The 23,284-nt window shown below is 66.6% G+C and carries 21 protein-coding genes and 1 pseudogene; 10 read left to right on the top strand and 12 right to left on the bottom strand.

Features of this window, described 5'->3' with window-relative positions:
• Positions 1–266: 266 nt before the first annotated feature.
• Together arsB and ACFVJ3_RS33255 are read left to right on the top strand one after the other, a co-directional pair.
• The gene (arsB, locus tag ACFVJ3_RS33260) at positions 267–1,361 is read left to right on the top strand and encodes an ACR3 family arsenite efflux transporter (RefSeq protein ID WP_378456111.1); all 1,095 of its coding nucleotides are present in this window, start codon (positions 267–269) and stop codon (positions 1,359–1,361) included.
• A complete protein-coding gene (locus ACFVJ3_RS33255; protein WP_378456110.1) occupies positions 1,358–1,765 on the top strand; it encodes an arsenate reductase ArsC in 408 nt (135 codons plus the stop codon). Before arsB ends, ACFVJ3_RS33255 begins: the two co-directional genes overlap by 4 nt.
• A 25-nt stretch (positions 1,766–1,790) precedes the next feature.
• On the opposite strand, the gene ACFVJ3_RS33250 is transcribed toward ACFVJ3_RS33255, so the two are convergent.
• Positions 1,791–2,039: a DUF4440 domain-containing protein gene (locus ACFVJ3_RS33250; protein ID WP_378456117.1), complete on the bottom strand. Its 249-nt coding sequence runs from the start codon at positions 2,037–2,039 to the stop codon at positions 1,791–1,793.
• 102 nt (positions 2,040–2,141) lie between these two features.
• On the opposite strand from ACFVJ3_RS33250, the gene ACFVJ3_RS33245 reads away from it, so the two are divergent.
• A complete protein-coding gene (locus ACFVJ3_RS33245; RefSeq protein WP_378456109.1) occupies positions 2,142–2,795 on the top strand; it encodes a hypothetical protein in 654 nt (217 codons plus the stop codon).
• Between the two features lie 3 nt (positions 2,796–2,798).
• Positions 2,799–3,287 carry a hypothetical protein gene (locus ACFVJ3_RS33240; RefSeq protein WP_378456108.1) on the top strand — a complete coding sequence of 163 codons (489 nt, stop codon included), beginning with the start codon at positions 2,799–2,801 and terminating at the stop codon, positions 3,285–3,287.
• Positions 3,288–3,652: 365 nt separating this feature from the next.
• Here ACFVJ3_RS33240 and ACFVJ3_RS33235 read toward each other — a convergent pair whose 3' ends face one another.
• Together ACFVJ3_RS33235 and ACFVJ3_RS33230 are read right to left on the bottom strand one after the other, a co-directional pair.
• Entirely contained in the window at positions 3,653–3,814 is a 162-nt protein-coding gene (locus tag ACFVJ3_RS33235; protein ID WP_378456107.1) for a hypothetical protein, read from the bottom strand.
• A 79-nt stretch (positions 3,815–3,893) separates the two neighbouring features.
• Positions 3,894–4,199 carry a three-helix bundle dimerization domain-containing protein gene (locus ACFVJ3_RS33230; protein WP_378456106.1) on the bottom strand — a complete coding sequence of 102 codons (306 nt, stop codon included), beginning with the start codon at positions 4,197–4,199 and terminating at the stop codon, positions 3,894–3,896.
• A gap of 190 nt (positions 4,200–4,389) precedes the next feature.
• Here ACFVJ3_RS33230 and ACFVJ3_RS33225 point away from each other — a divergent pair, with 190 nt between their 5' ends.
• Positions 4,390–4,860, top strand: a complete 471-nt coding sequence (locus ACFVJ3_RS33225) for a hypothetical protein (RefSeq protein WP_378456105.1) — start codon at positions 4,390–4,392, stop codon at positions 4,858–4,860.
• Positions 4,861–4,957: 97 nt separating this feature from the next.
• On the opposite strand, the gene ACFVJ3_RS33220 is transcribed toward ACFVJ3_RS33225, so the two are convergent.
• The 5 genes and pseudogenes from ACFVJ3_RS33220 to ACFVJ3_RS33200 form a co-directional block, all read right to left on the bottom strand.
• A complete protein-coding gene (locus ACFVJ3_RS33220; protein WP_378456104.1) occupies positions 4,958–5,089 on the bottom strand; it encodes a hypothetical protein in 132 nt (43 codons plus the stop codon).
• Between the two features lie 37 nt (positions 5,090–5,126).
• Positions 5,127–7,886, bottom strand: a complete 2,760-nt coding sequence (locus ACFVJ3_RS33215) for a glucosidase (RefSeq protein WP_378456103.1) — start codon at positions 7,884–7,886, stop codon at positions 5,127–5,129.
• Positions 7,883–9,400: an alpha-amylase family glycosyl hydrolase gene (locus tag ACFVJ3_RS33210; RefSeq protein WP_378456102.1), complete on the bottom strand. Its 1,518-nt coding sequence runs from the start codon at positions 9,398–9,400 to the stop codon at positions 7,883–7,885. Before ACFVJ3_RS33210 ends, ACFVJ3_RS33215 begins: the two co-directional genes overlap by 4 nt.
• Positions 9,401–9,688: 288 nt before the next feature.
• Positions 9,689–11,533: pseudogene (locus tag ACFVJ3_RS33205) on the bottom strand (glycoside hydrolase family 15 protein).
• Positions 11,534–11,632: 99 nt separating this feature from the next.
• Positions 11,633–12,031: a hypothetical protein gene (locus ACFVJ3_RS33200; RefSeq protein ID WP_378456101.1), complete on the bottom strand. Its 399-nt coding sequence runs from the start codon at positions 12,029–12,031 to the stop codon at positions 11,633–11,635.
• A 289-nt stretch (positions 12,032–12,320) separates the two neighbouring features.
• Here ACFVJ3_RS33200 and ACFVJ3_RS33195 point away from each other — a divergent pair, with 289 nt between their 5' ends.
• Positions 12,321–13,766: an MFS transporter gene (locus ACFVJ3_RS33195; protein ID WP_378456100.1), complete on the top strand. Its 1,446-nt coding sequence runs from the start codon at positions 12,321–12,323 to the stop codon at positions 13,764–13,766.
• Positions 13,767–14,133: 367 nt separating this feature from the next.
• Here ACFVJ3_RS33195 and ACFVJ3_RS33190 read toward each other — a convergent pair whose 3' ends face one another.
• Positions 14,134–15,177, bottom strand: a complete 1,044-nt coding sequence (locus ACFVJ3_RS33190) for a 2Fe-2S iron-sulfur cluster-binding protein (protein ID WP_378456099.1) — start codon at positions 15,175–15,177, stop codon at positions 14,134–14,136.
• A gap of 84 nt (positions 15,178–15,261) precedes the next feature.
• Positions 15,262–15,972, bottom strand: a complete 711-nt coding sequence (locus ACFVJ3_RS33185; protein WP_378456098.1) for a TetR/AcrR family transcriptional regulator — start codon at positions 15,970–15,972, stop codon at positions 15,262–15,264.
• Between the two features lie 185 nt (positions 15,973–16,157).
• Between ACFVJ3_RS33185 and ACFVJ3_RS33180 the strand changes: the two genes are divergently transcribed.
• The 3 genes from ACFVJ3_RS33180 to ACFVJ3_RS33170 are packed head-to-tail and all read left to right on the top strand — an operon-like array spanning position 16,158 to position 18,383.
• On the top strand, positions 16,158–17,183 hold the full coding sequence (locus tag ACFVJ3_RS33180; RefSeq protein WP_378456097.1) for a TIGR03857 family LLM class F420-dependent oxidoreductase: 1,026 nt from the start codon (positions 16,158–16,160) through the stop codon (positions 17,181–17,183).
• An 8-nt stretch (positions 17,184–17,191) separates the two neighbouring features.
• The gene (locus tag ACFVJ3_RS33175; protein ID WP_378456096.1) at positions 17,192–17,515 is read left to right on the top strand and encodes a hypothetical protein; all 324 of its coding nucleotides are present in this window, start codon (positions 17,192–17,194) and stop codon (positions 17,513–17,515) included.
• Positions 17,484–18,383, top strand: coding sequence for a phosphotransferase family protein (locus ACFVJ3_RS33170; protein WP_378456095.1), 900 nt, complete (start codon positions 17,484–17,486; stop codon positions 18,381–18,383). Before ACFVJ3_RS33175 ends, ACFVJ3_RS33170 begins: the two co-directional genes overlap by 32 nt.
• A gap of 192 nt (positions 18,384–18,575) precedes the next feature.
• Here the strand turns inward: ACFVJ3_RS33170 and ACFVJ3_RS33165 are convergent, their stop codons facing one another.
• Positions 18,576–21,815 carry a protein kinase gene (locus ACFVJ3_RS33165; RefSeq protein WP_378456094.1) on the bottom strand — a complete coding sequence of 1,080 codons (3,240 nt, stop codon included), beginning with the start codon at positions 21,813–21,815 and terminating at the stop codon, positions 18,576–18,578.
• A gap of 340 nt (positions 21,816–22,155) precedes the next feature.
• Between ACFVJ3_RS33165 and ACFVJ3_RS33160 the strand changes: the two genes are divergently transcribed.
• Entirely contained in the window at positions 22,156–22,551 is a 396-nt protein-coding gene (locus ACFVJ3_RS33160; protein ID WP_378456093.1) for a dihydrofolate reductase family protein, read from the top strand.
• Between the two features lie 62 nt (positions 22,552–22,613).
• Here ACFVJ3_RS33160 and ACFVJ3_RS33155 read toward each other — a convergent pair whose 3' ends face one another.
• Entirely contained in the window at positions 22,614–23,192 is a 579-nt protein-coding gene (locus ACFVJ3_RS33155) for a dihydrofolate reductase family protein (RefSeq protein ID WP_378456092.1), read from the bottom strand.
• Between the last annotated feature and the right edge of the window lie 92 nt (positions 23,193–23,284).

Raw genomic sequence — 23,284 nt, 5'->3', positions numbered from 1 at the left:
GGCAGACTTCATGTCAGCCTCCTCGCTGCTAGACCCAGTGGGGAGGCACCCTCGTGCGGTGCCGGGACGCGGCAGCCGGTTCGCTCACTGTTCGGCGCTCGGTGGCGCTCAGCCCTGTCGACGGTCGGCGCGGCCCGGGCGACCGCCGGGTCCTGCAGAACTCATGCCGGACATCGATCGCGTCAAGCGAGCAGGGCAGTGACCCGGCGGCACCTCGGGTGCATCGGCAGTCCATCTGAAACCACCGACACAAGGATGGTGCACCAGTGAGCGAGGTCGCCACCGAACATCACGCCGTCGTCGGCAAACTCTCCACCCTGGACCGGTTCCTGCCGGTGTGGATCGGCGTCGCCATGGTCGCCGGACTGCTGCTCGGCCGCATGATTCCCGGGCTCGGGGACGCCCTGAGCGCCGTCGAGATCGACGGCATCTCGTTGCCGATCGCCCTCGGCCTGCTGATCATGATGTACCCGGTGCTCGCGAAGGTCCGCTACGACCGACTCGACACCGTCACCGGCGACCGCAGACTCCTCGTCGGCTCACTGGTACTGAACTGGGTGCTCGGACCCGCCCTGATGTTCGCCCTCGCCTGGTTGCTCCTCCCGGATCTGCCGGAATACCGCACCGGCCTGATCATCGTCGGTCTGGCCCGCTGCATCGCCATGGTCATCATCTGGAACGACCTCGCGTGCGGCGACCGGGAGGCCGCCGCCGTGCTGGTCGCGATCAACTCGGTGTTCCAGGTGATCATGTTCGCCGTGCTCGGCTGGTTCTACCTCTCGGTCCTGCCCGGCTGGCTCGGCCTCGAGCAGACCACCATCGACACCTCGCCATGGCAGATCGCGAAGTCGGTGCTCATCTTCCTGGGCATCCCCCTCCTTGCCGGCTATCTGACTCGTCGTTTCGGCGAAAAGGCCAAGGGTCGCACCTGGTACGAAACCACGTTCATCCCGAAGATCGGGCCCTGGGCGCTCTACGGACTGCTGTTCACGATCGTGATCCTCTTCGCGCTGCAGGGTGACAGGATCACGTCCCAGCCGTGGGACGTCGTCCGGATCGCGGTCCCACTGCTGGCGTACTTCGCGATCATGTGGGGCGGCGGCTACGCGCTCGGCGCCGTCATGGGTCTGGGCTACGAACGCACCACCACCCTGGCGTTCACCGCCGCGGGCAACAACTTCGAACTCGCCATCGCCGTCGCCATCGCCACCTACGGCGCCGCGTCCGGGCAGGCCCTGGCCGGAGTCGTCGGACCGCTGATCGAGGTTCCCGTCCTCGTCGGCCTGGTCTACGTGTCGCTCGCGCTGCGCTCCCGGTTCCGCGCGAAGCCCCCGTCCGCCACGAAAGGCTCACTCTCATGACCACGCCCAGCGTGTTGTTCGTCTGTGTTCACAACGCCGGCCGCTCCCAGATGGCCGCCGGATTCCTCGCCCACCTCGCCGGTGATCGGATCGAGGTCCGCTCCGCCGGGTCCGCCCCGGCCGAGACCATCAACGCCGCCGCAGTCGAGGCCATGGCCGAGATCGGGATCGACATCTCCGACCAAGCCCCGAAGGTCCTCACCCCCGGGGCCGTCGAAACCTCCGACGTGGTCATCACCATGGGCTGCGGCGACGCCTGCCCCGTCTTCCCCGGGGTCAGCTACCGGGACTGGGCGCTCGACGATCCGGCAGGCAAGGGCGTCGACGCGGTTCGTCCGATCCGCGACGACATCAAGGCGCGAGTCGAAGCCCTGATCGCCGAGCTGGTCCCCGCCACCGCCTGAGCCGCGAACCGGCGCGAGGTGAAGGTCAGATCGCGGTCTCCTGCGCCGACAGTGCCATCCAGGTTCCGTTCTGCTGGATGAACACATCGGTGAAGCGTTCTCGGGCCAGCACAGTGCCCGACTCGGTGAGGGTGTTCACGCCGTGGATCACTGCGGTGTCGCCGACGATGTCTACGGTCTGAACTAGGCGGAATTGCATCCGATGACGCACTCGACGCTGTCGAAGTGAGACGCAGTCACAGCGTTTTCCGTAGGCCCGATGCGAGGAACGCAGTCGCGTTGCGGCTGTTCGACCTCACATTTTGGGTGTTGCCTTACATGCCGCAATGATGCATTCTATGCATCGCGGCCGACACGGCGGATGGACGAGTGGGCGATGCAGAAGGGTGCCCGCTTCCTCCAGCCCGCGACGATCGAGCAGCGGCGCGCATTGCTGCCACGGCTTGCCGAATTCACCAACGACTATCCGTGGAACTGGCAGTGCGCAGATCTCGAGGAGTTCATCGCCACTGTCGTTGCCAAACCGATCGTGGTGTCGACGGCGCGGATTTACGAGATCACGCTGCGAATGTTCCTCGACTACGTCACCGATCCCCACTACGGGTGGCCACAGGAATGTCGGGAGCGGTTCGGCGTCGCGCCGAGACAGCTGCTGCACGAGGAAAACTCGATCGTGCCTGTCACCGAGCAGGAGGGTGACCCGCGTCGGCGGCCGTTGACCTACGACGAGATCCAGGCAATGTTCGACGCGGCCGATGCGCACGTCGAACAGATCCGCGCGCACCACTGCAAGGGTGCGACCGCGGCGATGCGGGACGCCACTCTGCTCAAATCGGTGTACGCGTACGGAATCCGCCGCCGCGAAGCTCGGCGACCGCCGCCGGGTGCCGGTTCGGCTCGGGAAGCCGTCACCAGCTCACCCGTACCGGCGCGCCGGATGCGTTGCGGGAGTGTGCCGCACCGTCGTAGCAGCAATCACCCCCCGGGTGTCCGTTCCCTACCACGGCGGGCGGAAGTGGTGCGAAGATGAGGCATGCGCCGCCACCGTTGGCCGGCCATCACGCCGCCCTCCGACCGTGGTCTTCGTGTGCTCGCACCGACCTCGATCGTGGCCGAGAAGGACCTGGCCCTCGAATTGTCCGCGGTCACCGCGTTCGCCTCCGGGCTGTTGCTGCAACTGGCGATGCGGGTGACCGGGATCCGGGCCGACTTCGCCCGCTACGAAACCCGCCCGCTGACCGACCCGCAGGACTGGTCGGCGCAGTGGTCGTACCTGGCCGTGCGGGTGAGTGCCGATGACCTCGACGGCCCCGCGGACCCACTCCACCGAAGCGAACCCCCGTCCGACGGATCCGGGCCGTACCGGACCACCCCGATGTATTGGATCGGCACCTATCCCCGCTCCGGGTCACTGACCGTCACCACCACCTGGGCCGAGATCGGCCTGCGCCCGGCCTCCCTCACACTGGACCTCGGCCCCAGCCCCTTTCCGACCGCCTCCGAGTCGGACGCGGGACGGTGACCGGTCACCGCCTCTCTTGGTGACACCAGTGTCACCTCGGGGGGAACCCAGACGCGCGGTGGCGATTACACGCCGACTCCGCGCGACCGGCTCACGGAAACAGCGCGTCCCCTGTCGGTTTCAGCCTGTCGCGGGGGTCGTGGGGCCGGACCCCGAGTGCGAGAGCGGACCTCGGGTGCGCCGGCTCGTTGCTGTCGGACATCACCCGCCGCCACCACGAGTCGAGCGGGCTGGGGTCAGGCCACGGGATCGGATATCGTCGGCGAGGCCGCGAGGCGGGCGTGGGGAGAGTCGTGCATCGGATTCGGTGGGGTGCACCGCGACACCTGTGTCGGGTCGCGGCTGGGGGCAGGAATACGTGCAGGTCAGGTGGGCGACGGCTTCTGGTCGGGGTCAGCTGAGCCGGGGTCGCCGCGGTCGGCGTACATCGCCCGGATCCGTTGCAGGATCTCCGGCGTGCTCAACACCCGGCCGGTGGGAATCGCGTGATGCGGTGCGCTCGTGGACGAAGCGTGAAGGTGGGTCATCTGGTTGCTCTCGGTAGCACGGTTGGGACCGAGCGGAGCGGCCGGGCACGGGCACGCCTCCCGGTCACCCGTCAGTGTTCTAGTCGAGGATCGGGGCGGGTAGGGGAGAAAGTCCTCTCCCGCCGATCTCACCGAGAACCGAAGCGTCGGATGCGATGACGCCGGGTGCAGCGACGCCGGGTGCGGCCCTGGGGTGGTTCTCGAGGTCCCGTCGGGCCGCCTTCTCGACGAGCAGCGGAACGAAATCGCGAATCCGCCCGTTGTCGAAGCGCTTGTGGATGGTCCGCACGGTGTGTTCGATGTCCCCCGCTGAGACGGACGGGTACCGGGCGATCAACCGCCCGATGACCTGTTCGACGTGGAGACTTTCGTCGTCGCCAGTCATGTTGAATATCGTCTGCCCCGCTGATCGGCGGCGTCAAGATGGCACCGGCCGGAAAGTATCTCGTTGACCAGGAACATTGCTCGTCGCCGGTGGCGTCCGGCGGGAATTCGGGTTTTCCGGCGAAGACTGTCCGGTGCGGCGGACAATCGTGGTACTGAACCAATCGGATCTGCGCGGGAAGGGGACAGCCGTGTCGGAGTATCCCTCGGCAAAACAAGGCTTCGCGGGCGGCACCTCGATGGCGGCGGCCGTCATCATGGTCACCGTCGGCATCATTCAGTTCTTCCAGGGCATCGCCGCCGTCGCCGAGAACGAAGTGTTCGTGGCCGGGGTGGAGTACGTCTACAAGTTCGACCTGACCACCTGGGGCTGGATCCACATCGTCCTGGGTGCCGTCGTCGCGATCGTCGGCCTCGCCCTGTTCACCGGCGCCGGATGGGCCCGGGTGTCGGCGATCATCGTTGCCGCGGTCTCGATTCTGGCGAACTTCTTGTGGCTGCCGTACTACCCGGTGTGGTCGCTGGTGATCATCGCCCTCGACGTCGTGGTCATCTGGGCAGTCTCGACCTGGAACCCGGCCTTGAACGACGACTCCGGGCGTCGCACCTATGGGGGCACTGATCCGGGCCAGGCACCGACCGGCGACACGCGAGGTCGGTGACGACTACCCGCGTCAGCCGCCGCCGATCCCGCCCACCGAGCATTCGACCTGGCCGATCAGCGGTCCGGCCGAGCGTGCAGCGGCAGGAAACCCGAGCTCACAACCAGGCGCGGTGGGTGGTCAGCGGACCAGACGTGCGGCGTCCGCCCGGGCCCCGTTGGGCGGCCTGTAGTTCGAGTGCGTACAGCAGCCCGAACGCGAACCCGTTCTCGCCCGGGGTGTTGGCCAAAGTGCAGCTGTAGCGACCCTGATGAGTCGTCGCTCCCTCAGCTCGAACAGTGATCACAGGGAGGTTGATCAGTCGCGGGGTTTTCGGGGGCGGGGGATGCGGAATCGGATCCGAACTTCCATGCACTGCGGCCGGGCCGGTCGAGAATCAGATCGGCCACCAGCGCGGTCCAGCCGGTTTGATGGGACGCGCCGAGGCCGGCACCGTTGTCGCCGTGAAAGTATTCGTAGAACAGATGGTTATTTTTCCATGCGGGGTCGGTCTGGAGTAGTTTCTCGCCGCCGTTCACCGGCCGGTTTCCTTCGGTGTCCGGCAGCCAGATGCCGACGAGGCGGTCGGCGAGGTCGTCGGCGATCTGCCGGAGGGTGAGGCGTTGCCCCGAACCGGTGGGGTAGTCGATGGTGAAGTCGTCACCGAAGAACTGTGCGTATTGCAGCAACGCCCGAATCACGAGGTAGTTGACGGGGAACCAGACGGGACCCCGCCAGTTCGAGTTGCCGCCGTACATCGTGGTGCGGGACTCGGCCGGCTGGTAGTCGATCACCGCATCCGGTGTGCCCGGCAGGGTGTACGGCGACTCGAACTGCTTGGACAGCGAGCGCAGCCCGTGCGGTGAGAGGAAGGTGCCTTCGTCGAAGAGGGTCGCGAGCACGGTCCGGAGCTGCTGCTCTGTCAGCACCGACAGCAGCAGTCGGCGCTCACCGTCGGCGGCCCGCACCCGCCACGACTGATCCGAGCTGCCTCCGTTTGCGCGCACCATGCGAGCGAAGCGCTTGCTCAGCCGTTGCGCTCGTTCCGAATTGCGCTCGGGAATGGACACCGCCACCAGGACCGGTATCACGCCGACCAGCGTCTGCACCCGGATCGGGGTGGCGTTCCCTTCGGTGTCGACGAGCCGGTCGTAGAAGAATCCGTCGTTCGTGTCGTACAGCCCCGACTCGTCGAGCGCCTCCTTGATCAGCGCGAACTGCTCCAGGAACTTGACGACCATGTCCTCGTAGACGTCGTTGCTGTCGGCGAGGGTGAGGGCGAGGACGAGCATGGCGGCGGAGTAGTAGGCCAGCCACCCCGTCCCGTCGGCCTGTTCCAGTCGTACCCCCGCCGGGAGGTGGGAGCGGTCCAGGGGACTGATGTTGTCGAGCCCGAGGAAGCCGCCGCCGATGAGGTTGTTCCCGTCGGGGTCCTGGCGGTTGAGCCACCACGTGAAGTTGAGCAGGAGTTTCTGGAAGACGCGTTCGAGGAACGCGACGTCCTCGGCGCCGTCGATGAGGAATACCCGCAGTGCGGCCAGGGCGTGAACGGGCGGGTTCACGTCGTCGAAGCTCCATTCGTAGGCGGGGAGTGCGCCGTTGGGGTGGAGGAACCACTCTTTGAGCAGCACGATGAGCTGGTACTTGGCGAAGGCAGGATCGAGGTGTGCCCAGGGGACCGTGTGGAAGGCGAGGTCCCACGCGGCGAACCAGGGGTATTCCCACGGGTCGGGCATCGCGAGGAGGTCGAACGAGTCGAGGTGCCGCCACCCGGTGTTGCGACCGTTCCGGTGTCCCGATGGTGGAGCCGGTTCGGCGGGATCGCCGTCGAGCCAGGTCGCCATCCGATACGGATACATCTGCTTGCTCCAGATCAGACCGGCACACGACTGCCGGAGAATCCGCATGCGTTCGGGGTCGATGTCGCTCGGGGCGAGGGCGCGGTAGAACTCGTCGGCGTCCGCGTGCCGGCGGGCGAGGACGTTGTCGAAGGCGGTCGTCGACCACGTCACCGATTGTGGTGCGGGGCTGGTCGACTCGGGCCGCCACAGACGCAGTCGCAGCTCCACGGGTTCCCCGGCGGCAACCGTCAGGTGGTAGCGCCACGCCGCCTTCGTTCCTCGCAGGCCGGGGTTGACGGTGTCGGTGCCGGAGACGATGTGGTCGTTGATGCCGTCTTTCGGGAACGGGGTGATCGGTGCCGCACCGAACAGCCGGGCGGTGTTGGTCTCGTTGTCGCAGAACAACGGTTCGGGCCGCGTGCCGTCGCTCGCGGGGGCGGCCTCGAGCCGATACCCGCGCAGGCGCGGGTGGTCGACGACGACGGCGTCCCCGTCGAGGGACAGCCCGGGGATCTCGGCGCTTCCGGACGAACGCCACGTGTTGCGGAACCATGCCGTGGGGAGGACGTCGATGTCGGCCTCTTCGGATCCGTGGTTGTGGACGGTGATGCGGGCCAGCACTTCGGTGGGACCGGCCTTCGCGTAGGTGACGTCGACGATCCAGAACCGCCCGTCGTCGAACACCCCGGTGTCGAGCAGTTCGAACTCGAAGTCGCCGCGGCCGCGGCGTGCGTTCTCGTCGATCAGCTGCTGATAGGGGAACTCGGCCTGGGGGTAGTGGTACCGCCACTGGAGTAGTGCGTGACTCGGAAGGCCCTCGAGGTACCACCAGTACTCCTTGGCGTCCTCGCCGTGGTTGCCCTGCGGGCCCGTGAGACCGAACATCCGTTCCTTGAGGATCGGATCGGCGCCGTTCCACAGCGTGAGCGCCAGGCAGAGGTCGTGGTGGATGTCGGACAGCCCGGCCATGCCGTCCTCGTTCCACCGGTAGGCGCGTGAACGGGCGTGGTCGTGGGGGAAGTACCCCCAGGCGTCGCCGCTGTCGCTGTAATCCTCGCGTACGGTGCCCCACGCCCGCTCCGACAGGTAGGGACCCCACTCGTACCACGGGTTCGCCGCGAACAGGTCGTCTTCGGCGCGCCCGGTGGCCTCGGCGAGGCGGGCGTGTTCCGCCGTGGTCCGTCCGTGGGATGCATGCTTGCTCATGGGTGCTCCTCTGCGGAGTCGATGCGGAACAGGTGCCACTGCCACGGACCGAGTTCGACGTACAGCCCGTCACAGAGGTCGGTACCGGCACGGTCGAAGACGGCGTCGTGGGTGGGGTCGACGAGCCGGCACGGCACTCCTCGCAGGTCGTGCCACGGCACGCGCACGTAGCCGACCGCGGTGTCGGGGCCCAGGTTCACCACGACCAGCCATCGGCGGTTGCCGTCCCAGCACCACGCCACCAGATTCTCGACGCTCTCGTTACCGCCCGAGCGGTCGCACAGCTTCCACGAACCGGTGCGGAACGTGGTGTCGCCGAGTGCCGTCAGCAGCGAGCGGTAGAACGCGGACCGGTCGGCGTCGGCCGGCTCTGTGGGGAAGCGCCCGAGAAAGACCGGTAGCCGTGCGCGCCGGCCCTCCATCTGGCCCTCGTGCACCAGACGCGCCCCGGTCTGGGTGAGCGTCGCCACCGCTGCGGCGTTCTCCTGTTCCGGGTCGAATACCATCGCGGCCCGTGGCTCGTCATGATTCTCGATGAAGCGCACCAGCTTCTCCTGGTAGTCGAGGTCGGCGAGGAGATGGCCGGCCACCTGCTTGGCGTCCCCCTGGACCAGGCGGTCGTAGAGGCGCTTGTCGTAGCAGAAGTCGAAGCCCTGCTGTTGCAGCGCCCACTCCAGGTCCCAGTACGCTTCGGCGATGAAATGGAACGTCGGGTGGCTCGCGCGCACCGCGGGAATCACGGTCGGCCAGTAGTCGTCGGCGGGAGCGTCGCCGGCGCGGGCGCCCCACGTTCGGGCGAAGGTGTCGTTCATCATGAGCATCGCCATGTCGCATCGGACGCCGTCACACTGGTCGGCGATGCGACGGAGCGTCTCCACCACCGCCGACCGCAGATCCGGCGAAAAGGCGTTGAGCTGTACGACATCGGGCCACGCCGGGAAGTAGGGATCCCGCCCGTTGGCCAGCACTCGGCCGGCGACATCGACGAACGACGTGGCGTCGTGCCGCAGATCCGCCGCGGTGCCCTGAACGAAAAGCTCCGGATGAGTTGCCGTCCAGGGGTGGTCGGGTGCCACGTGGTTCGGGACGAAGTCCAGGATCAAGCCGAGTCCCCGCCTCGCGAGGGCTGCCCGCGCGGACGCCAGACCCGCCCGACCGCCCAGATTCGAGTCGACCTCGTAGTCACGGACGCAGTACGGCGATCCGACGACGTCGGAGGGTGTGTAGTCGCCGAGCGTCGCCGCGAAGGTGGAGACGAGGTCGTCGTTGGCCAACGCGATGGTCACGCCCGCCGGGCTGCGCTCCCATACGCCCATCAGCCACACCGCGTCGAAACCGAGGTCGGCGATGGCATCCCACTGCTCGTCGGGCACACTCCCGAGATGGACGCGGCGACCGTGGTCGGTGCTCAGCCGGTGCAGCCAAGGCCACGTGTTGATCTCGTACAGGAAAGGATGGGTCGCCGACCGCCAGCGCGAAGCCGCGGGCCGGCCTTCCTCATCTGCGACATCCACGATGAAACCGCCCTTTCCGTCGACGAGGCCAGCGAGGAAGCGACATCGTCAATCCGAGCTTCGCGATCGAGGCCCACTGATCCCACTCCCCCACTCAGTGTGGGCGCGTTATCCCCACACTCGGTCCGCTTCACGAAATGTCTACCGGTACTTCATGCCTGCGTCATCTGGTGCGTCGAAACACCGGGTGAATCGGAACCGTCGTCATCTCATTCCTGCGATCCTCACTCGGTCCGGTCGACCGAATCAGGTACCTCGTCTCGACATTCTCCCTTCGTGCACCGAGGGTCACGTGTCGGAAACGACCTGGACGACGCGCGTTCTGATCGACACGTGGGGGACTTCGGCCGCCGATTCTCGCGCGTCCCCATCGGCTTCGGCGCCGGCGATGGCGTAGGCCGCGCCGATAAGGGTCAGATGGCTGAACGCCTGGGGGAAGTTGCCGACCTGCCGGCGGCGGCCGACGTCGTACTCCTCGGCGAGGAGGCCCAGGTCGTTGGACAAAGCGGTGAGCCGCTCGAACAGGGCCCGCGCCCGGTCGGTGCGCCCGTTCAGGGCCAGCGCGCTGACCAGCCAGAACGAGCAGGCGAGGAACTGCCCTTCGTCGCCGGGCAGTCCGTCGTCGGTCTGTGCCGTGGAGTAGCGCGAGACGAACCCGTCGCGGCCGAGTTCCCGGGTGATCGCGTCGATCGTGCCGCTCACCCGGCGGTCGGTGCCGGGCAGGAACCCGACGAGCGGGATCGTGAGCACGCTCGCATCGAGCTCGGTGGACCCGTAGTACTGGGTGAAGGTGTTCCGGCGGGTGTCGAAACCGTGTTCGCAGACCTCCCGGTGGATCTCGTCGCGCACGCGGGCCCACCGCTCGATCGGGGCGGGGAGTTCGAACCGTTCGGCCAGGCGGACGGCGCGGTCGAAGACCACCCAGGCCATGACCTTGGAGTGGGTGAAGTGTCGGCGTGGTCAGCGGGCCTCCCAGATGCCGTCGTCGGGCTGGCGCCAGATGGTTTCGATGTGTTCGATCACCGTCCGCCAGCGCGGCCACCGCCGGGGGTCGATCCGGCCGAGGATCTGCGCACCGGCGAACAGCATGGCGACGACCTCGCCGTAGACGTCGAGTTGGAACTGCTCGGATGCCGCGTTGCCGACCCGGACCGGTGCGGAGTTCTCGTAGCCGGGGAAGCCGTCGAGTTCGAATTCGGTCAGGCGCCGCTCCCCGCTGATTCCGTACATGATCTGGATTTTCGTCGGGTCGCCGGTGCCGACCCGGGTGAGGAAGTCCCGGAAGGCGAGCGCCTCGTCGGTGTATCCGGCGGCGAGCAGCGCCTCGAGGGCGAGCGCGGAGTCGCGCAGCCAGCAGTAGCGGTAGTCCCAGTTCCGCACCCCGCCGATGTCCTCGGGCAGGGAGGTTGTTGGTGCGGCGACCATTCCGCCGGTGTTTTCCGAAGTCATCGCCTTGAGCGCGATCAGGGAGGTCAGCACCTGGTCGCGGTAGGGGCCCGAGTAGGTGCAGCGTCCACTCCACTCCCGCCACCACGCCTCGGTGCGGGCCAGTGCCGAGTCGGCGTCCTCGATCGTCGGTGCGGGTGTGAAGGAGGAGTGCCAGCACAGGGTGAACCGCGCCCGACCACCCTCGGTGACGACGAACTCGGCCCCGACGGTGCCGTTGCCAATGTGCAGCGGCACGGGTGTGCTGAGGCGGAAGGTGTCCGGTCCCGCGGTGGCGCGGATTCCGTCCGGTGCCGGCTCGACCCAGGGGGCACTGGCCCCGTAGTCGGGGCGGATCATCAGCTCCATCCGCATCGGAACCCGGCCGCGCACACCTTGGACGATCCGCATCACCCGGGGTGGACCGTCACCGCGCCGCGGCATGAAGTCGATGATGCGCACCATGCCGTCGGCGGTCTCGAAGTCCGATTCGAGCACCAGCGTCCCCGGACGGTAGCGGCGGGCGCTGACCCTGACCTCACCGGCCGGGGACAGGATCCAGCGGCCGTGCCGTTCGTCGCCGATCAGGGCGGCGAAGCACGACGCGGAGTCGAAGCGGGGCAGGCACAGCCAGTCGATGGCGCCGTTGCCGCCGACCAGAGCGGCGGTCTGTAGGTCGCCGATGAGCCCGTAGTCCTCGATACGCATAACCGATCTCCCGATCCTCGGATGTTCCCCTCGTGGACGAAAAGAGTTGCAGTACTGTTCACTTTGTGTTCATCGACGCGATGGGTGCGGCCGTGCGGTTCAGGCGTCCGCTGGATTCCAGCTCGACACAGCCCAGATCACAACGGCGTTGAGGGCGATGATCGTGATCGCCCACATGGGGTAGTAGGGCAACCAGAGGAAGTTGACGAGGATCGACACCGCGCAGATCACCATGGCGCCCAACCGTGCCCACGTCGCACCGGTGAACAGGGCGATACCGATGGCGGTGACGATCGCGCCGAGAACCAGGTGAGTCCATCCCCACGCGGTGAGGTCGAACTGGTAGGTGTAGTCGACGCCGGTGACGATCACCTCGTCCTTGGCGATCGCGGACAGGCCCTGGAGTAGTTCGAGGACGCCGACGGTAACGAGGAGGACCGCCCCGCCCATCGCGGTCCCTTGTGCCACACCTTGTTTGACCAACGATTCCTCGGACATGACGTTCCCTTTCCGGGACGAGTGAGAAAATGGTCTCCGACTGCAAGTGTCCTCCGAGCGGGCAGGCGATGGAGGTGATTTCACCTCCCGGCAACATTCTTGCGGGCGCGACGGCAGGCACGTGCGTTCGCTGGGGCCCCGGCGCCGTTTCACCGCCCGACGAACTCATCCGGCGGGTAGGATCACTCAACGTCAGATTCCCTGGCACGCCGTTTTTTGCGCGCGGGCGCACTGCGTGGAGGCTGCTTTGGAGTCGCTGTCACGGCCGCCGACCCGGAACAGGTGGGAGATGGCTCCACAAGATCAGACAGGTCAACGCTCGGCCGCCCTCCGCCGGGTTCTCATTCCGCTCGCGTTGGCGCAGTTCATCTGCAGCTTCGCCGGCTCCAACATGAACGTGATGATCAACGACATCAGCGAAGACCTGAACACCAGCGTGCAAGGGGTGCAAGTCGCGATCACCATCTTCCTGCTGGTGATGGCGGCCCTGATGATTCCCGGCGGCAAGCTGACCGACAAATACGGGCGCAAGCGCTGTTTCACCGCCGGCCTGATCGTCTACGGCATCGGCGCCGTGATCAGCGCGGCAGCCCCCGGCCTGGGTGTGCTCATCCTCGGCAACTCGATCCTCGAAGGAGTCGGCACCGCGCTGCTGATCCCGCCGGTCTACATCCTCACCACCCTGCTGTTCACCGAGCTCACCTCGCGCGCACGCGCCTTCGGTGCGATCAGCGCGATGGGCGGCATCGGCGCCGCCGCCGGACCGCTGATCGGCGGCCTGATCACCTCGGCGATCAGTTGGCGGGCCGCGTTCGTGTTCCAGGCCCTGGTCATCGCGACCATCGTGTGGCTGTCCCGAGATATCACCGACCCCCTGCCGGCGGACCGCACCCGCCCGTTCGACACCGGTGGGGCGGTCCTCTCGGCGGTCGGCCTCGTTCTCGTCGTCACCGGAATCCTCGCCGCCGACAACAACGTCTGGGTGATGCTCGCCCTGCTTATTGCGGGTGCGCTGGTACTGGTGTGGTTCTTCTCCTCGGTGCGGGCCAAGGAACGCGCCGGCACCGAACCGTTGCTCTCGACCGCCCTGTTCCGCAGCCGCACCTCCAACCTGGGCTTGGTCACCCAGAACGCCCAATGGTTGCTGCTGACCGGGGTGTCCTTCGTGGTCGCGGCCTACCTGCAGGTCGTCCGCGGCTACGACGCGATCGAAACCGGCGTCATCTTCACCGCGGAAACAGCCGGTCTGCTCGCCGCCTCTCTCGCCGCCGAACGATTCGCGAAGCGCCGCGCGCAACGCACCCTGATCCTGGCCGGTTTCCTCGTCGTCATCGGCGGCATCGCCATCCTGGTGGCGCTGGTCAGCGGGACCCCCAACGTCTGGGCGTTCGCGCCGGGACTGCTGCTGATCGGACTCGGTCTCGGTGTCATGCTCACCCCGTCGGTCAACGTCGTGCAGTCCGCCTTCACCGAGAACCTGCAAGGCGAGATCTCCGGCCTCTCCCGCAGCGTGTCGAACCTCGGCTCGTCCCTCGGCGCCGCGATCGCCGGAACCATCCTCGTCGCTGGCATCACCACTACCCCCGAGCGCTCCTACGCGCTCGCCATGATCGTCCTGGCCGCCGTCGGTGTGATCGGACTCGGCGCAGCGGCGTTCCTGCCCCGTGCCGGACCGCCGTCCGGTGCGGCCTCACCCGGCTCCCAGGACGGCACCCAGGGCCGCTCGGCAGCGTGACCCTACCCACCCGACGAAACAGCCACGGGAAACGGATCACGACGACATCGAGTGCGATGATCACCAGCGACTGGCGCAGGATTCGCCGATCCTGCTACCGGGCACGTCAAATCCCGACGAATATTCTCGGAGAACTGCGTCCTGCTCGTCGGTCGCGTTGCTCGATGTAGTCGCCGACATCGACGCCGTCTCAGTCGTGTCGCCGCATCCGGCCCGTTCACCGAATACCAGCACCGCGACGCCGACGCCGATCGCTTTTCGTGTCACGCCGACGTTCATACCGTCTCCAGGTGGCCGCGGGTTTCGGTCTCACACAACAGTGACGCACGCCGACCCGCCCGCGGCCGAAAACTACGGAGCGGTCGCCTCAGAACTCGATCTTCAACACTCGACTGGTCGGCTTCGCCTGGCAGCCGAGGATGTAGCCGTCGGCGACGTCGTCGGGGTCGAGGGCGTCGGTGACGCCGGGGTTCACGGTGCCTTCCACGAGGGCGCAGGCGCAGGCGCCGCATTCGCCTTCGCGGCACGAGTAGGGAGCATCGATGCCGGCATTGACCATGACGTCGATCAGTGTGGCGTCGGCGGGCCACGGCAGCACGTGGGTGTCACCGTCGAGAGCCACTTCGACGGTGGCGGAGTCTGCGTCGTCGGCGGGCGTGAGAGTCCGGATCGGGGCGAACGGGTCGCCGTCGAGGGACTTGAATTCCTCGATGTGCACCCGGTGCCGGTCGTATCCGATGCCGGTGAGGGTGTCCTTGACCATCGCCATGAACGGTGCGGGGCCGCAGACGAATACGTCGCTTTCCTGACCGCCGCCCGCGAAAGTTGCGAGACTCTCGGGAGTCGGTAGCCCCGACTCGCTTTCGAGCCGGTGCTCGACGGTCAGCCGATCCGGGTACCGCTCGGTGAGGCCGAGGAGTTCGCTACCGAAGATGATCGATCCGTGATCCCGGTTGGCGTAATATAACGCAACTGTGCCGGTGGAGGATTCGAGCACCGCCTTCAGGATGGACATCACCGGTGTGATCCCGCTGCCGGCGGCGAACAGGCGGAAGTGGCCGTCGAGGCGGTGGGGTGTGAACGTTCCCGACGGCGAGAGGACATGGACGTCGTCACCCGCGGTGACGTTGTCGCACAACCAGTTCGAACCGTATCCGTCGGCGGTGCGTTTGACGGTGACCTTGATGCGATCGTCGGTGAGCGGGCAACTCGCGATGGAGTAGCAGCGTGCCACCGAACCGGTGCGATCGCTGGGGATGCGGATGGTGAGGAATTGTCCGGGTCGGTAGGCGAAGCGGTCGGCGAGGTTGTCGGGTACGTCGATGACGAGGGACGAGGCGTCCGGGGTTTCTTCGATCACCTCGGCCACACGGACGGTGTATCCGAGGGATTCGGGTGCGAGGGTAGTCATGGCGGTTCCTTCGTGTCAGCACCTCAGGGCATGGGAACTGACGGATGCCTGCATGCACGCAGGGTCCGGGATGAGGGTGTTCGGTCAGCGATGGTCCGGCGCGGTGACCGGGGGTGGGAGTGCACGGAACCAGACCTCGCCGAGGGCGCGGCCGAGTTCGTCGATGCGTTCACGTTTCGGGGTGGATGCGGGCAGGCCGACGTGGACGTACGCCATCTGCTCGGTCATGCATCCGAGCGATTCGGCGAGGAGGTCGAGGTCGGTCTCGCCGATCTCCCCGCGGTCTTGCAGCTTCTGCAGCCAGCGCCGGGTGCGTGAGATGAAGTCCTCACGCAGTTTCAGCCACAGTTGCTGAAATCCCTCGTTGGCGCTGGCCGCGGCGGCTTCACGAAGCAACCGCAGGATGTGCCGGTGCCGGGAGTACGCGTGCAGGTAGGTGATGTTGACCTCGATCAACGCCTCGAGTTCCCCGCTGGTGGTGGCTTTACGGCTGGTGGCCTCGGACAGTTCCTGCAACCCCGTGTGCATGGCGGCGAGGAACACGTCGTCGAGGTCGGTGAAGTGCCGGTAGAAGTTCCCCTGCGCGGTCTTGGCCCGGTGGGTGATGTCGGAGACCCGGGTGCGGGTGTAGCCGTATTCGCTGAAGCATTCGATCGCGGCCTGCACGATGCGTTCGCGGGTGAGTTCCCCACGCCGGTTCGGCCGCTTGGGTGCGGGTGCGGCGGGATCGATCAGGCCGGCGTCGGTGTAGACGTCGTCGAGCGATCGCGGCGTGGCCGGGTTCTGTGTGGCCATCTCTAGTTCCTCGCCTTCCCCCGCGTTTGCGAACAAGATATCACTAACCATGGTTGTCGCATCGTGCTGACCTCGCGTTATGCCCGCTCGAGGCGTTCGGCGCGCAACGGCGCCAACGGGTGATCCACCGGAACCTCGTCGGGCATCAGCAGTTCTCACGAAAGGACTTCTCAGTGAGAGATTCAATGCCTGAACTTGGCTTCTATGCACTCGGCGGGCATGTCGAGTCACCCAGAGAGATGTACGACGAACTGGCGCTGGCCGAGCGTCTCGGCTTGGGCACCGCATTCTTCTCCGAACGATTCAACGTCAAGGAACTTGCGAAATTGACGGGCGCGGCCGGCGCGGTGACCGAGCGACTGAACATTGCCACTGCTGCGACCAACCACAACACCAGACACCCGATGGTTACCGCCGCGTGGGCGACGACGATGCACCGATTGACGAACGGCCGGTTCGTGCTCGGACTCGGTCGTGGGCTGGCGCCGCAGCTGAAGGCCTTCGGGCTTCCTCCGGTCACCACTGCTCAGATGGAGGACTTCATCGGCCTGATGCGACGATTGTGGCGCGGCGAGACCGTCGATGGGCATTCCGGCCCGGCCGGGAGCTATCCCACGCTGCGCCTCGACCCGGCGTTCGACGAGAACATCCCGATCGGGTTGACCGCTTTCGGACCGGCCACGTTGGCTCTGGCGGGACGAGCCGCTGATGTCGTCGTCCTGCACACGTACTTCTCGGACGAGACCGTGGCGCGGTGTGTCAACGCTGTTCGCAACGCAGCGGAGAAGGCCGGCCGGGACCCGGCGATGGTGAAGGTGTGGTCGTGCTTCGCGACGGTTCCAGATCACCTACCCGTCGAGCTGCAATTGAAGAAGTCCGTGGCCAGACTCGCCACGTACCTACAGGTCTACGGAGACCTGATGGTGAAAACGAACAACTGGGATCCCGGAGCGCTTCAGACGTTCCGCGACGATCCGGTGGTTACCGGCCTCGAGGGCTGGTGCGATGCAGTTGCAACCCCCTCCGAGATCGAACACATCAGTGGAATACTGCCCGCCGAGTGGCTCGACGCGGCGGCCACAGGATCAGCGGATGCCTGCGCCAAGAGGGTCTCGTCCCAGTTCGAACTGGGCGTCGACGGCGTCATCATGCACTGCTCGACGCCAGCCGAACTCGAGCCGGTCGTCGAAGCCTATACGAGGCTCACGTGACGAGGCCGGTGGAACTGGTCGAACAGTACGTCTTCGAGCTCTATAACAAGCGACAGATCGAACTCGTCCACGAACTCTGCGCAGACCCCGTCCTGCGACACGAAGCGGGCAACGTGGTGGCGCTCAGTCGAAATCAGCAGGTTGAGCGTATTCGTGCCGACCTTGCGTCGAACCAACCGCACTTCGAGGTTGTCAACCTTTCCGGCGACAAGGATTTCGCGACGCTGACCTGGAACGCGATCCGTTCCTCGACGAATCGGCATCGAATACACACGCGCAGACCACGGTTCTCCTGCGGCGGTGGTTGTGAAACTCCGGCCCAGTGCAGCTGACGTGCACGCGCACGCATTGCGGAGCGGCGCATACCACCGTGAAATCGGCGCCTACCGGGAGGTCAGCGGCAGACAGGCCTGTCGGATTCCGCAGTGCTACTGGGTGGCCGGCGACGAAACGAACATCAACCTCGTCATGGAGGACTTGACACAAACGACGACCCCCGGCGACCAAGTCGCCGGCTGTGGTGTCGCCGAGACGGAATCCGTTGTCACCGAACTCGCTCGCCTGCACTCGAGCTTCTACCCCTTGACCGACGACACGGCCCCCTCGTGGTTGATTCGCATGTCCGAGGTCTCCGGCTACTGGTCCGATGCGGCGGAAAGAGGGACACCCGCTGTGCTCACTCGCTTCGCCGAGGACCTGCCGCCGGATTTCCTCGCCACCATCGCGGACGGCGCCGCACTCGTGCGGACCTGGTATGCCCTGCCTCAGCAGCACCTGACACTCACTCACGGCGATCCGCGGGTCGACAACGTTCTCTTCGAGAACTCGGATGCAGGGGTGTCCGCCGTGCTCCTGGACTGGCAGGTCACCGGCTTGCGCAATCCGATGTACGACTTCGGCTACTTCATGTCGGGCAGTGTCGATGTTACCGAACGCCGTCTGCACGAAACGCGATTGCTCAAAAGGTACATCGAGGTGTTCGCGGAGAAATCGTCCGGATACGACGAGCATCAGGCGACCGCCGACTACCGGATCCAGCTACTCAGCGGCCTGTACGTCACGCTCGCCGCCGTGGCGGTTCTCCCGGACAACGATGTGGTGAACCGCCTCATTCTCGCGCTGTTGCAGCGTAACTGCGCAGCTGCCGCAGATTGGAATTCGATTGAGGCGCTTCGCGACTTGACGGCATCACGTCACTGACAGACAGGTCGTCCAGGACCCACCGCTAGTCAACGCAGCGGCCAGGACCCACCGTGGCGGTGACCGTGGGATTCCCCAACGGGGCGTCGTCGACGGCAGAGTCGCTTCACGGTTGCCCGCACGCCGCCACGGTCAGGATCATCGCGGCCACGGCAATCCCGGGCGTTCGCGTGCCGCGTGGCCCCGCCCTGATCAAAGCTCGCCCTGCGATTCCACGACCCATGCCGCGATCTGCGCACGGGAATTGAATCCCAGCTTCGTCAGGAGATGTTCCACGTGCCCCTGGGCGGTGCGGGGCGAGATCACCAGACGAGCGGCGATCTCCTTGTTGGTCAGCCCCTCGGCGATGAGTGCGGCAACCTCACGCTCCCGCTTCGTCGGCTTGGGCGACGGACCGGAGGACGTCGAAGAGGGCGAAACCTGCTCGCCCAGAGCGTAGGAGACGGCTGCGTCGAAACCGAGCGCCGCACCCTTTCTGTGGGCGGCGGCGAAGGCCTGCCCACTCATCGCCTCTCGGGTCCGGCGTTCGCACTCGTCCTGGTACACGCTCAGGCCGGGCACCAGCACCGTCGAACTGCCCACCGACAGGGTGAGCGCCTCTGCCGCTCCCATCAGCACGACCGCCCGATCCATGTTCTGCTCGTCGGCGGCAATCCATGCGAGGGCCTGCACGCACACACTGGCATTGAGCCGGTCGTTCACCCGACGGTCGAGCTGGAGCGCCTGCCCGAGGATCCGCACCGCTCGTGCTCTCTCCCCGAGCCGCCACACCGCGACAGCCAGCGCCCACAGCGAATACGACCGATACACCGATTCGCCCTGTGCCTCGGTGATCGCGAGAATGCGCTCATGGCATTCGATGGCCCGTTCCGTGTCGTTCAAGAGGTCGTGCGTCATGCCGAGGCCCACGACTGCGGCGACCTCGAAGACGTCGTTGCGTGCTGTGAACACCTGGGCGGCCTTCTCGAGATGTGCGCGTGCGTCGGGAAGACGGCCCCCGAACAGTGCCGCGTATCCGATCGCGTGGTCGATGTGCGCGCGCACCACCGGGTCGGTCGTCCGAGCGGCGAGCGCCTGCGCTTCCTCCGCCAGTGTGTCCGACGCCGGAATGTCACCCTGCACTCCGGCCAGTACAGCGCCGGCGTAGAGCGCCTTGGCGCGATCGCTCGTGGGCTCGGATGGCTGTCGAGCAAGGAGGCGATCGAGCCACCGCCGCCCCTCGCTGAACAGACCCCGGGAGAGCCAGTACGGGTACAGAGCGGCAGCGATCCGAACTCCGGAGTCCGGATTGTCGGACACGCAGAACTCCAGCGCCTCGCGGATATTCGGCTGTTCCCGCCCTAGTTTGGCGATCAACGCGAGCTGCCGGGAGCTGATCCAGTCGGATTCCGCCTCGACCGCCAGCCGCTCGCACCAGTCACGGTGCCGGCGGCGAAGCTCGGTGTAGTCGCCAGTCTCCTGCGCTTTTTCCCGCCCGTAGGCGCGCAGGGTCTCGAGCATCCGGAACCGCACCGCGCTACCCGACTCTTCTCTCGTCAGGATCGACTTGTCGACGAGGAACGTCACCGTATCGAGGAGGTCGACGGCGTCGTCACCATCGCAGACCTGTTCCGCAGCTTCGAGTTCGAAACTGCCCGCGAAAACGGAGAGCTGCGCCCACATTCGTCGTTCCACAGGTGTGCACAGGTCGTAACTCCAGTCGATGCACATTCTCAACGTCTGCTGCCGCGACGGCGCGTCCCTGCTGCCGCGAGTGAGCAGCAGGTAGCGGTCGGTGAGGCGCTGCAGGATCTGGTCGGGCGTCATCGCCCGTAGCCGGGCCGCCGCCAGCTCGATCGGTAGCGGCAGCCCGTCCAGCCGCTGACAGATTCGGGCGATGGTGACCTTGTTGTCCTCGGTGAGCTCGAATCCCGGGACTGCGGCGGCGCCGCGTTCCGCGAACAGGGTGACCGCATCGTTGCGGGGCAGTCCTTTCGGCAGGTGATCGGGATCCGGGACGGGCAGCGGGGGGATCAGGAGCGCCGTTTCCCCGCCGATCCCGAGCGGTTCGCGACTCGTCGCGAGAATTCGCAGCCGAGGGCACGCGCGAAGCAGGGTCTCAGCGAGCTTCGCGGCCGCGGCCACCACCTGCTCGCAGTTGTCCAGCACGAGTAACAGGTCACGCGGGGCTAGAAAATCGACGAGCGCCTCGTGCGAGGGCCGCGCCGACTGGTCGCGCAACCCCAGTGCGGCCGCCACCACCCCTGCCAACAGCGAATCGTCGAGCAGTTCGGCCAGTTCCACCAAGGTCACACCGTCGGAGAAGTTCCGTTGCGCTTTGGTGGCAACTCGCACCGCAAGCCGGGTCTTTCCCACCCCGCCGATTCCGGTCAACGTCACCAGCCGCGACGTAGCCAGTAGGTTCGTCGCCTCGGCCAGTTCCGTGCGGCGGTCGACGAAGCTGGTCAGCTCCAGCGGAAGTCCACCCGTGCGGCCCGAGTCCGCCGGTGACCACGAAGGCCGGCGGCCCGCGCCTTCCTCCGCAGCACCCGGTTCGGCATGCATGGCCATCTCGTCGACCGGGAAGCCGTGATGAAGTTGGGACTCACGGAGTTGCCGACCCAGTTCCAGGGCGGAGGGGCGGCCGCCGGGTTCGCTGGACATGGCACGTTCGATGACGGCGCTGATGTCCTCGGAAATGCCGTGCTCGCGCGGGTTCGGAACCGGCTCGGACGTGATCCTCACGAACTGTGCCATCAGCTGCTCACCGCTCCGGCGTTCGAACGCCGCATGACCGGTGATCGCCGCGAACAAGGTGGCGCCGAGCCCGTACACGTCGGCGGCGGGACTCGGCGGCTCGCCGGCCACCACCTCGGGGGCGGTGAACGCCGGCGAACCCGTCACGACACTGGCCGTGGTTTCGAACCCGCCGGCGATGTGGGCGATGCCGAAATCCGTCAGCGCAGGCTCGCCGTAATCGGTGAGCAGGATGTTCCCGGGCTTGACGTCGCGATGAAGGATCCCGAGGCGGTGTGCGGTCTCCAGGGCGCCGGCCATCTTCACCCCGAGTCGCAGCGCTTCGTCCACTGGGAGCGGTCCGTGGCGGCGGATCCGCTCGTCGAGGGAACCCTGAGCGTGGTACGGCATCACGATGAAGGGCCGGCCGTTCTCGGTGACACCGGCGTGGAGGACGTTGACGATGTTGGGGTGACCGGTCAGCCGGCCGGCCGCGCGCTGTTCTCGCAGGAACCGTGCCCGGTTCTCCTCGTCGAGGTCGGCGGTGAGGACCTTGACCGCCACGGTGCGGTCGAGCGCAGCCTGGGTGCACCGGTACACGATGCCGAATCCGCCGCGGCCGATCTCCCCGGCATCCTCGAATCCGGCCGCTGCCAACTCCGCCGTGGCCGAACCGGACACGTCGCGTTGCGTCGCGAACGGATCGACATCAGTCATCGACTACACCGATTCATCCCGCTCGAGGCACTGCCGACAAATGCCACACTGTTCACCTCTCGACGATGTACCCCAGGATATCGCCGCCGGTCACCGTTCCGCTTCCGGAATCTCAGTACGGCGCCGGCAATGGCCGTACGCTCGCTTGGACCGCCCACGACGATGAGGAAGCCATGCTGATCTACTCGATGAGCGTCTCCGTGGACGGCTTCATCGCCGACCGCGAGGGCGCGTTCGGGTGGACGACCCCCAGCGACGAGCAGTTTCGTTTCCACACCGCGCTTACACGCGAGCTCAGCGGCTACCTGTGCGGCCGCAAGCTCTACGAGACGATGCTGCCGTGGGAGACGGATCCGTCTCTGCGCGAGAACGAGCTCAGGCCGCGTTCGCCGACGTCTGGTGCGCGATCCCGAAGGCGGTCTTCAGCCGCACACTCGACGGCGTCCAGGGCAACGCCCGGCTCGCCGAGGCAACACTGGCCGAGGAGGCCGCTGCGGCGCTCGACCCGACCGGCGAGGATGTCTCGATCGGCGGCGCCGGCCTGGCCGTGGCGGCTATCGAGCTCGGCCTCGTCGACGAACTGCGTATCTTCCGCAATCCGGTCGTCATCGGTGGCGGTACGCCGTTCCTGCCGCCGGTCACCCAAGACGTCCCGCTCGACCTGATCGAGACCAGGACCTTCGGCTCGCGTGTGATCTACGAGCGCTACCGGCGCGCCCGCGGTGAGTTGGACTGACACCTCCGACGGCGCCCTCACCCCGCGTGACGGCCCATCGACTCGACCGCGATGGAGTGAGGTCAGTGGAGGGTAGGGCGGTAGATGAGCTCTTGGATGTGGCCGTCGAGCGTCCGGTTCTCGAGCAGCTCCAGGTCGAAGTCGGCCGCACCCTGGAAGATCGGGTCATCACCGGTCTGACCGGTGATCACAGGGAAGAGCGTCACCTGCAGGCGGTCGACCAGGCCGGCGGCCATCAGCGCCCGGTTCATCGACAGGCTGCCGTGCGAGCGCAACGGCACCTCGGACTCCCGCTTGAGCCGGGCGACGACGTCGACGGCGTCACCGCTCACGACGGTCGCGTCCGGCCAGTCGAGAGGTCCATGCAGGGTGGTCGACACCACCGTCGCCGGCAGACTCCTCATCCGGGTGACCCATGGGTCGCGCACTTCGGACTCCTCGGCGCTCGAGGCCAGCATCTGCGTGAATGCCCGATAGGTGTTGGCCCCGAAGACCATCCGCTGCTCCGTCTCGTACAAGGCAAGGCGGTGGTCGAGCAACTCGGGGCCTTGCTTGCCCCAGTAGCCGCCCCAGTCGCCGCCGCTGATGCCGCCGTAGCCGTCGAGGCTGGAAAAGACGTCGAAGGTGTAGGTCGCGGTCATGTCGTTCTCCTCGAGTCCGGTTGTGATCGGTACAGGTACAGACTGGGAACCACTGCGAAACTCATCGCCGTCGGACCGGCCACAGCATCACC

The organism is Rhodococcus sp. NPDC127593 (assembly GCF_042671975.1).
Lineage (GTDB): Bacteria > Actinomycetota > Actinomycetes > Mycobacteriales > Mycobacteriaceae > Rhodococcus_F.
This window is presented reverse-complemented; position numbering and strand designations above follow the sequence as displayed.